The sequence below is a fragment of the Roseovarius sp. genome (genome assembly GCF_018066915.1).
In the GTDB taxonomy this organism is placed as follows: domain Bacteria; phylum Pseudomonadota; class Alphaproteobacteria; order Rhodobacterales; family Rhodobacteraceae; genus Roseovarius.
Window position 1 is genome coordinate 1 of the sequence record NZ_JAGPVV010000305.1, and the last position, 7564, is coordinate 7564.

At 60.2% G+C, this 7564-nt stretch carries 10 protein-coding genes; 7 read left to right on the forward strand and 3 right to left on the reverse strand.

The features are described 5' to 3' along the window. The 3 genes from KBT70_RS17085 to KBT70_RS17095 form a co-directional block, all read right to left on the reverse strand. Positions 1–1107 (reverse strand): MATE family efflux transporter (locus KBT70_RS17085; RefSeq protein ID WP_296636990.1); only part of this gene is annotated, 1107 nt, incomplete at its 3' end. Continuing rightward, positions 1100–1609: a PaaI family thioesterase gene (locus KBT70_RS17090; protein WP_296637017.1), complete on the reverse strand. Its 510-nt coding sequence runs from the start codon at positions 1607–1609 to the stop codon at positions 1100–1102. The genes KBT70_RS17090 and KBT70_RS17085, both read right to left, overlap by 8 nt. After that, complete coding sequence (locus KBT70_RS17095) at positions 1609–2031, reverse strand: PaaI family thioesterase (RefSeq protein ID WP_296636993.1); 423 nt, start codon at positions 2029–2031, stop codon at positions 1609–1611. Before KBT70_RS17095 ends, KBT70_RS17090 begins: the two co-directional genes overlap by 1 nt. A gap of 119 nt (positions 2032–2150) precedes the next feature. Here KBT70_RS17095 and KBT70_RS17100 point away from each other — a divergent pair, with 119 nt between their 5' ends. The 7 genes from KBT70_RS17100 to KBT70_RS17130 all read left to right on the forward strand — a co-directional run bounded on the left by KBT70_RS17100 (position 2151) and on the right by KBT70_RS17130 (position 7517). Then, positions 2151–2519, forward strand: coding sequence for a MerR family DNA-binding transcriptional regulator (locus tag KBT70_RS17100; protein ID WP_296636996.1), 369 nt, complete (start codon positions 2151–2153; stop codon positions 2517–2519). 171 nt (positions 2520–2690) lie between these two features. After that, on the forward strand, positions 2691–3092 hold the full coding sequence (locus KBT70_RS17105) for a MerR family DNA-binding transcriptional regulator (RefSeq protein WP_296636998.1): 402 nt from the start codon (positions 2691–2693) through the stop codon (positions 3090–3092). Positions 3093–3126: 34 nt separating this feature from the next. Then, positions 3127–4905, forward strand: coding sequence for an acyl-CoA dehydrogenase C-terminal domain-containing protein (locus KBT70_RS17110; RefSeq protein WP_296637001.1), 1779 nt, complete (start codon positions 3127–3129; stop codon positions 4903–4905). A gap of 26 nt (positions 4906–4931) precedes the next feature. Next, entirely contained in the window at positions 4932–5144 is a 213-nt protein-coding gene (locus KBT70_RS17115; protein ID WP_037270221.1) for a hypothetical protein, read from the forward strand. A 27-nt stretch (positions 5145–5171) separates the two neighbouring features. Next, complete coding sequence (locus tag KBT70_RS17120) at positions 5172–6305, forward strand: acyl-CoA dehydrogenase family protein (RefSeq protein ID WP_296637008.1); 1134 nt, start codon at positions 5172–5174, stop codon at positions 6303–6305. A gap of 163 nt (positions 6306–6468) precedes the next feature. Next, positions 6469–7104, forward strand: coding sequence for a glutathione S-transferase (locus tag KBT70_RS17125; protein ID WP_296637011.1), 636 nt, complete (start codon positions 6469–6471; stop codon positions 7102–7104). Then, positions 7104–7517 (forward strand): hypothetical protein, encoded by a 414-nt coding sequence (locus KBT70_RS17130; RefSeq protein WP_296637014.1) that lies wholly within the window; start codon positions 7104–7106, stop codon positions 7515–7517. The genes KBT70_RS17125 and KBT70_RS17130 overlap by 1 nt, the downstream gene beginning before the upstream one ends. Positions 7518–7564: the final 47 nt, after the last annotated feature.

Genomic DNA, 7564 nt, shown 5'->3' on the forward strand with positions numbered 1-7564 from the left:
ATAGGCTGCCAGCCCAAGGATCGGCGCAAGTGCCATATAAATCAAATAGTTGCGCGCCTCTTGCTGGACATCAGGGGCCTTGGCCATCAGATCAATCAGCGCCCCGCCATAGCTGGCAAAGGCGAGGGCAAGACCGATGCAAACCACCGCGCCCCACAGACTCGTCAACAGTGCCCCTCGCCGCAGATGCGCAACAGAGCGCGCGCCAAACGCACGCCCCACCAGCGCCTCGGCGGCAAAGGCGAACCCATCCAGCGCATGCGCGGTGATGCTCAGGAACTGCAACAGCACCTGATTTGCCGCCAGCGTGACATCGCCAAAATCGCTGCCCCAGAACAGGAAAGAGATGAAAATAACCTGCAACATCAATGATCTAAGCAGAATGTCGCCGTTGACGGACGCCATGTTTTTTAGCCGCTCCCGGTCAAATACCCTTGGCCAGTCACACCATGCGGGCACTGCAAAGGCATCGCGGCAGAACCAGAATCCCAACGCCAGACCGCCCCATTCCGCGATCACCGTTGCCCGCGCAACCCCCGCGACACCCCAGTCCAGACCCAGCACAAACCACAGATCCAAAAGGATATTTATGCCATTCATCACCAGTTGCAGCAGCAAGACCGCCCGCGTCCGCTCTTGCGCAATCAGCCAACCGGTCATGCCAAAGAGCGCAATCATCGCCGGCGCGCTCCAGACCCGGATCGCCATATACTGCCGCGCGAGGGTTTCGACCTCTTCACTGGCCGGGGAAATCTGAAAAGAAGCCCAGAAAACAGGGACTTGCAGGGCGATGAGGGCTATCCCCCCGGCAAAGCCGATCATCAGCGCGCGCGTCAAAAGGGCGGCCACCTCGCCCGTCTGCCCCGCCCCCTGCGCCTGACTGGTCAGGCCGGTGGTGCCCATCCGAAGAAAGCCGAAAACCCAATAAATTCCGGTAATTATGATCGCGCCAATGCCCACCGCGCCAATTGGGGCCGCCGCCCCCAACTGCCCGACAACGCCAGTATCCACAGCGCCGAGGATCGGCACCGTGGCATTGGAAATCACGATGGGCAGGGCGATTTTCAGGACACGGGCATGCGTGACCGCCCGCGCGACCTCAGCCATCGCGACGCGGCATCAGGAAATGCCCGGTCGCTTGGGCAAAGGGACGGCTGCGATTGTCCTGCCACGCCTCGACATGCACAGAGGCATAGCGGCGACCAGAGCGATTAACCTGCGCCCGCGCATAGGCATCACGCGGCAGGCCGGAACGCAGGTAATCCACTGTAAAATCAATGGTTTTTGGCAGCCGTGGCAGCTTGCCGCCGACAATCGCCTCGGGGTCGAACGCACCGCTCTCGATCTCTTCCCAGAGCATCCCCCAACTCAGCCCGATGATCGCCGTGATCTCGAGAAACGCCGCCGTCGCCCCGCCATGCAACGCAGGCAAGAGCGGGTTGCCAATCAGCTTTTCCTCAAACGGCATGATCGCGGTCAACTCATCCCCCCGGCGATCGAACTGCACTCCGAGAAACCCGATATAGGGCACCCCTTCGACCAAGGCCTTCAAAGCCGCATCCCGCCGCTGCTTGACCACTTGCACAGGTTCAGGACGGGCGCGGGCCATCATTTGCCCTCCACGGTAAAGGTGCCTGTCGCCGTCGCCACCGGGCGCGCCTCATCCTCATCCATCGCCCTGGCCCGGACAAAGGCCACGGATCGCGTGATATGATAGCAATCCGCATGCGCGCGGATGCGCTGCCCCGGTGTCGCCGGGCGCATATAGTCGATACGCAGATCAATCGTGGCGGTGCCGCCGGGCGAGGCCGGATGGCTCATCGCCGCCGCCCCGCAACAGGTATCCATCAAGGCCGAAACCGCCCCGCCGTGAATCACCCCAGTCTCGGGGTCGCCGACAAAGCGCGGATCGTAATCCATTTCGATCTCGGCTTGACCATCGCCCATCGACACCAGCCGCATGCCAAGCGCGCGGGCATGGGGCAGGGCCTGCATGAACTGCTGAGCGATCTTGGTCTTGGCGTCGGTCATGCTATTCCCCGCGGATCGTGATGCGCCCTTTATGAGCCCTAATCCGCACAAGCTGCAAGAGCACCGGTTGCATGGGCGGCGTCTTGGTCCTAACGTCGAGGTAACGGGAGGGACTGACCATGTCGGATAAAAAACTGTCCTTCAAGGAAATGTGCGCGACCTATGATGTCACGCCGCGCACCCTGCGGTATTACGAATATATCGAGCTTTTGGAACCCGAGCGCGATGGCCGCGCGCGCTGGTATGGCCCGCGCGAATGTGCGCGAATGACGCTGATCCTGCGCGGTCGCAAATTCGGCTTTGCGCTGGAAGAGATCCGGCAATGGCTGCTCATCTACGAGAAAGAGGGCACCAATGCGCAGATGCGCAGTTGGATCGCCTTGGCCGACAGACAGCTTGCGGAACTGGCCGAACAGCGCCGCCAGATCGACGAAGCTATGGCTGAACTGAAGAAACTGCGCGACGACACCGCCGCGAGTCTCGGGTAAAAGGCTGACGCTAGGGCAAGAATATTTCCGCGCCGCCCTGCTTACCTTGCCTTATCTTACGTCAACTTAAAAGTGACGCGACGTAGTGGTTACGTAAAGCCATCCGGCTGTTGTAACCATGGCGCATGATCCGCAGATTGTCGGCAAATGTGCTGTGACATGGGTAAACCGATGACCGACGATATGATGACCATTCGCCAGATGTGCGAGGCGTTCGACGTGACGCCCCGCACCCTGCGCTTCTACGAGGCCAAGGAACTGCTCTCGCCCCGGCGGGTCGGGCAAAAGCGGCTCTTTACCCGGCGTGACCGCGCCCGGCTGAAACTGATCCAACGCGGCAAGCGTTTCGGGTTCAGCCTCGAGGACCTGCGCCAGTTGCTCGATCTCTACGACAAGGGAGATCAGCAACACAGCCAGATTGCCCGCGCCTATGCTGTGGCGCGGACGCGGCTGGCCGAGATGGAGAAACAGCGCGACGAGTTGGAGGCCGCAATCTCTGAGCTGCGCGAACAGATGACATGGGGCGAGCGTATGCTGGCCTCGCTCAAGACCAGCCAAAAAGCCGCCGAGTAATCCGGTCCGGCACCTGTTTTAGGGAGAGAGACATATGCCAAGCTACACCGCCCCCACCCGTGACATGCAATTCGTGCTGCATGAGGTTCTGAACGTGTCCGAACAGAGCACGCCCGGCTATGCCGAGCTTGAGCCAGACTTTACCAAGGCCGTTCTGGAAGAAGCGGGCAAGATTGCCTCTGAGGTGCTGATGCCGCTCAACGCCGTGGGCGATACCGAAGGCTGCGTTCTGGAAAACGGTGTGGTGCGCACGCCCAAGGGTTTCAAAGAGGCCTTTGAGCAGATGAAAGAAGGCGGTTGGACAGCCCTCGATCTGCCCGAGGAATTCGGCGGGCAATATATGCCCTATATCCTCGGCACTGCCGTGGGCGAGATGTTCTCGGCCGCCAATCAGGCCTTTACCATGTATCAGGGTCTGACCCATGGCGCGGCTTCTGCGATCCTCGTGCATGGCACCGACGATCAAAAGGCCACCTATCTGCCGAGGATGGCCAATTGCGAGTGGACCGGCACCATGAACCTGACCGAGCCGCATTGCGGCACCGATCTGGGCCTCATGCGCACCAAGGCCGAACCGCAGGGCGATGGCAGCTACAAGATCACCGGGCAGAAGATCTTTATCTCGTCGGGCGAGCATGACATGGCCGACAACATCATCCATCTGGTGCTGGCCAAGATCCCCGGTGGCCCCGAGGGGATCAAGGGCGTGTCGCTCTTCATCGTGCCGAAATTCATCGTCAAAGATGACGGAAGCCTCGGCGACCGCAACGGCGTGACCTGCGGCAAGATCGAAGAAAAGATGGGGATTCACGGCAATTCCACCTGCGTGATGAACTATGACGGGGCAACCGGCTGGCTCTTGGGCGAAGAGCACAAGGGCATGCGGGCGATGTTCACCATGATGAACGAGGCGCGGATCGGTGTGGGCATGCAGGGTCTGGCACAGGCCGAGGTCGCCTATCAGAACGCGCTCGCCTACGCCAAGGACCGGCTTCAGGGCCGCGCCGTGACCGGCGACGCAAACCCCAACGGCCCCGCCGATCCGCTGATCGTGCATCCCGACATTCGTCGTTCGCTGATGGATCAAAAGAGCTTTATCGAGGGCGCGCGCGCCTTCATGCTCTGGGGTGCGGAGTTGATCGACCGCTCGCATCGTGGTGATGACGCCGCCGCCGAAGGTCTGATTTCGCTGATGACGCCCGTCATCAAGGGCTTTCTCACCGATGAAGGCTATGACATGACCGTGTTGGCGCAGCAGGTCTATGGCGGCCACGGCTATATCGAGGAATGGGGTATGTCGCAATTCACCCGCGACGCCCGCATTGCCATGATCTACGAAGGAGCCAACGGCGTTCAGGCGCTTGATCTGGTGGGGCGCAAGCTGGCGCAGGACGGCGGCAAACACGTCATGGCCTTCTTCGAACTGGTCAAAACCTTCCTCAAGGACAACGAGGGCAATGAGGCGCTCAAGGCTGATTTCCTTGATCCGCTCAAGGCAGCGTCCAAGGATTTGCAAGCCTCAGCCATGTTCTTCATGCAGAACGGGATGAAGAACCCCAACGCAGCGCTCGCTGGCTCCTATGACTTCATGCACCTTTTCGGCCATGTCTGCCTTGGCCTGATGTGGGCGCGGATGGCGAAGGCGGCGCATGCGGCGCTGGATGCGGGAACGTCGGACGAGGCGTTTTACAAGACCAAGCTGGCGACTGGCCGATTCTACATGAAGCGCCGCCTGCCTGCGACGGCCTTGCATCTGGCCCGCATCGAGAGCGGTGCCGATACGGTCATGGCCCTGGAGGCCGAAGCGTTCTGAGGAGAGACCGCTAGGGAGGAGGACAGATGCCGAAACGCTTTCGCCTCACGCGCCGCTTCAACGCGGCGATGACCGAGGATGGCTACCGCCGCCTGCGCCGCTTTGCGCAGGACTCGGGGCTGGATGAGGGCGAGGCGCTGTCCTTTCTCTTCGAGAATTTCGACAGCGTGATCAACGAGGAAACCTTTGCGCATCGCCTCAGGCTCTTCAATTCGGAGCTAGAGGCGCGCAAACGCTAAGGCGGCAAAGGGAGGGGAGGCCCGGTCATGACCTGGATGACAGACGAGCATCAGATGCTCTCGGAAATGACCGCCAAGTTCATCACCGATGAATGGCGGCCGCATTTCGCCCGTTGGCGCAAGGCGGGGATCATGGACCGCGACTGCTGGCTTGAGGCGGGGGCCCTTGGCCTGCTCTGCCCGTCCATCCCCGAGGAATATGGCGGGGCTGGCGGGGATTTCGGCCATGAGGCGGTGATCTGCATGGAACAGGGCCGCGCCAATCTGGCAAGCTGGGGCAATCCCATCCATTCCGGCATCGTCGCGCATTACATCCTTGCCTATGGGTCCGAGGCGCAAAAGCAGAAATGGCTGCCCAAGATGGTGTCGGGCGAGATGGTCGGCGCGCTCGCCATGACCGAGCCCGCCGCCGGGTCGGATGTGCAGGGCATCAAGACCCGCGCCATTCGGGACGGCAACGCCTATCGCCTCTCGGGGCAAAAGACCTTTATCACCAACGGCCAACACGCCGAGTTGATCATCGTCGCGGCCAAGACCGATCCCAAGGAAGGGGCCAAGGGCATCTCGTTGGTGGTTGTGGAAACCGAAGGCGCGCAGGGCTTTGCGCGCGGTCGCAATCTCGAAAAGGTCGGGATGCACGCGGGCGATACGTCGGAGCTCTTCTTCGACACTGTGGAAATTCCGCCCGAGAACATCTTGGGCGGCGAAGAGGGGCGCGGCTTTTACCAGATGATGCAGCAACTGCCGCAAGAACGTCTGATCATCGCCTGCGGCGCGCAGGGCGCGATGGAGGGCGCGGTAGAACGCACCATCACCTATTGTAAGGAACGTCAGGCCTTTGGCGGCCCGATCCTGCAGTTCCAGAATACCCGCTTCAAACTGGCGGAGTGCCAGACCAAAACCGCCGTCTGCCGCGCCTTTCTCGATGCGTGCATCACGGAACACATGCGCGGCGACCTCAGCGTTGAAAAGGCTGCGATGGCGAAATACTGGCTGACCGACAGCCAAGGCGAGGTGCTGGATGATTGCCTGCAACTGCATGGCGGCTATGGCTATATGCAGGAATATGACATCGCCGAGATGTGGGCCGATGCCCGCGTGCAGCGCATCTATGGCGGCACCAACGAGATCATGAAAGAACTGATTGCGAGGGCGCTGTGAGGGTCGGCGTGGCGGTTCGCATTGCAGGCTCGGAACCGGGGGTTTCACACCCCCGGACCCCCGCGGAGTATTTGCAGACCGATGAACCACGGCCCGCAATTTCACTGTTCCCAAAATACTCACATCCAACGCCCGCCAAGGGTGGAACGCCGGGAGGGCACAAATGACCATCAAACTCTACTGCTTTGGCGAAAGCGGCAATGCCTACAAGGCGGCGCTCGCGCTGCAACTCTCTGGTCTCGACTGGGAGCCGGTCTTTGTCGATTTCTTTGGCGGTGAAACCCGGCAGCCCGCGTTTCGCGAGATCAACGTCATGGGCGAGGTGCCGGTTCTGGTCGATGGCGACGTGACCTTGGCGCAATCGGGCGTCATGCAGATGTACATCACCGAGAAGACCGGCAAATTCGGCGGGACCACACCGGACGAGGCGCGTGAGGTGATGCGCTGGATGTTCTGGGACAATCACAAGCTCAGCTCTCAGGCTGGCATGACGCGGTTCCTGATGAACTTTCTGCCCGAGGACAAGCGCCCGGAGGCGGTGATCCCCTTTGCCCAAGGTCGCCTCAAGGCCGCCTATACCACGCTCGACACTCATCTGGCTGGGCGCGACTGGATCGTGGGTGACGCGATCACCAATGCCGATCTGTCCTGCTGCGGGTATCTCTACTATCCCGAACCCTTCGGCTTTGACCGCAAGGAGTGGCCCAATATTGACCGGTGGCTGAACAACATCAGCGCCACGCCCGGCTGGAAACACCCCTATGACCTGATGCCCGGCAGCCCCGCTGACCGCGCGTGATGACTATGATCGCAATGTTTGGCGAAATAGGTGAATGGAAGTACCTCAAGCACACTCTTGGGCTCTACATCATTGCCAGTCTGGTAATATGGCCTTTTTCCGAGTTTGCCGCCATCTGCATGCTTGTCGCAGTAATGCTTTTGCTTGCAATGTTCTTTGTAGTGACCGCCTTTTCGCTCTACTCAACTGCATCAATGATTGAATGGCATGCTCTTAGCACACCCAGAAGGATTCTTATCCTTTTGGCATGGTTTATTCCCCTTTTTCTCTTGGGATTGACCGATTCCGAGCCACTCAAAGGACTGGCAATCTTCGCGTGCATGTTTGGCTTACTCGGATGGAGTATTCGAGCATTCTTTCTATATGCGATCGCGATGCATGACCGAAATAAACGAAAGGGAAAACAACAATGACCGAAGCTTATATCTACGACGCCCTGCGCACCCCGCGTGGCAAGGGC

Excerpts from the sequence above, each read along its gene's own strand:
- KBT70_RS17090 (WP_296637017.1), bottom strand. The coding sequence starts at position 1,609 with ATGGCCCGCGCCCGTCCTGAACCTGTGCAAGTGGTCAAGCAGCGGCGG.
- KBT70_RS17095 (WP_296636993.1), bottom strand. The coding sequence starts at position 2,031 with ATGACCGACGCCAAGACCAAGATCGCTCAGCAGTTCATGCAGGCCCTG.
- KBT70_RS17100 (WP_296636996.1), top strand. The coding sequence starts at position 2,151 with ATGTCGGATAAAAAACTGTCCTTCAAGGAAATGTGCGCGACCTATGAT.
- KBT70_RS17105 (WP_296636998.1), top strand. The coding sequence starts at position 2,691 with ATGACCGACGATATGATGACCATTCGCCAGATGTGCGAGGCGTTCGAC.
- KBT70_RS17110 (WP_296637001.1), top strand. The coding sequence starts at position 3,127 with ATGCCAAGCTACACCGCCCCCACCCGTGACATGCAATTCGTGCTGCAT.
- KBT70_RS17115 (WP_037270221.1), top strand. The coding sequence starts at position 4,932 with ATGCCGAAACGCTTTCGCCTCACGCGCCGCTTCAACGCGGCGATGACC.
- KBT70_RS17120 (WP_296637008.1), top strand. The coding sequence starts at position 5,172 with ATGACCTGGATGACAGACGAGCATCAGATGCTCTCGGAAATGACCGCC.
- KBT70_RS17125 (WP_296637011.1), top strand. The coding sequence starts at position 6,469 with ATGACCATCAAACTCTACTGCTTTGGCGAAAGCGGCAATGCCTACAAG.
- KBT70_RS17130 (WP_296637014.1), top strand. The coding sequence starts at position 7,104 with ATGACTATGATCGCAATGTTTGGCGAAATAGGTGAATGGAAGTACCTC.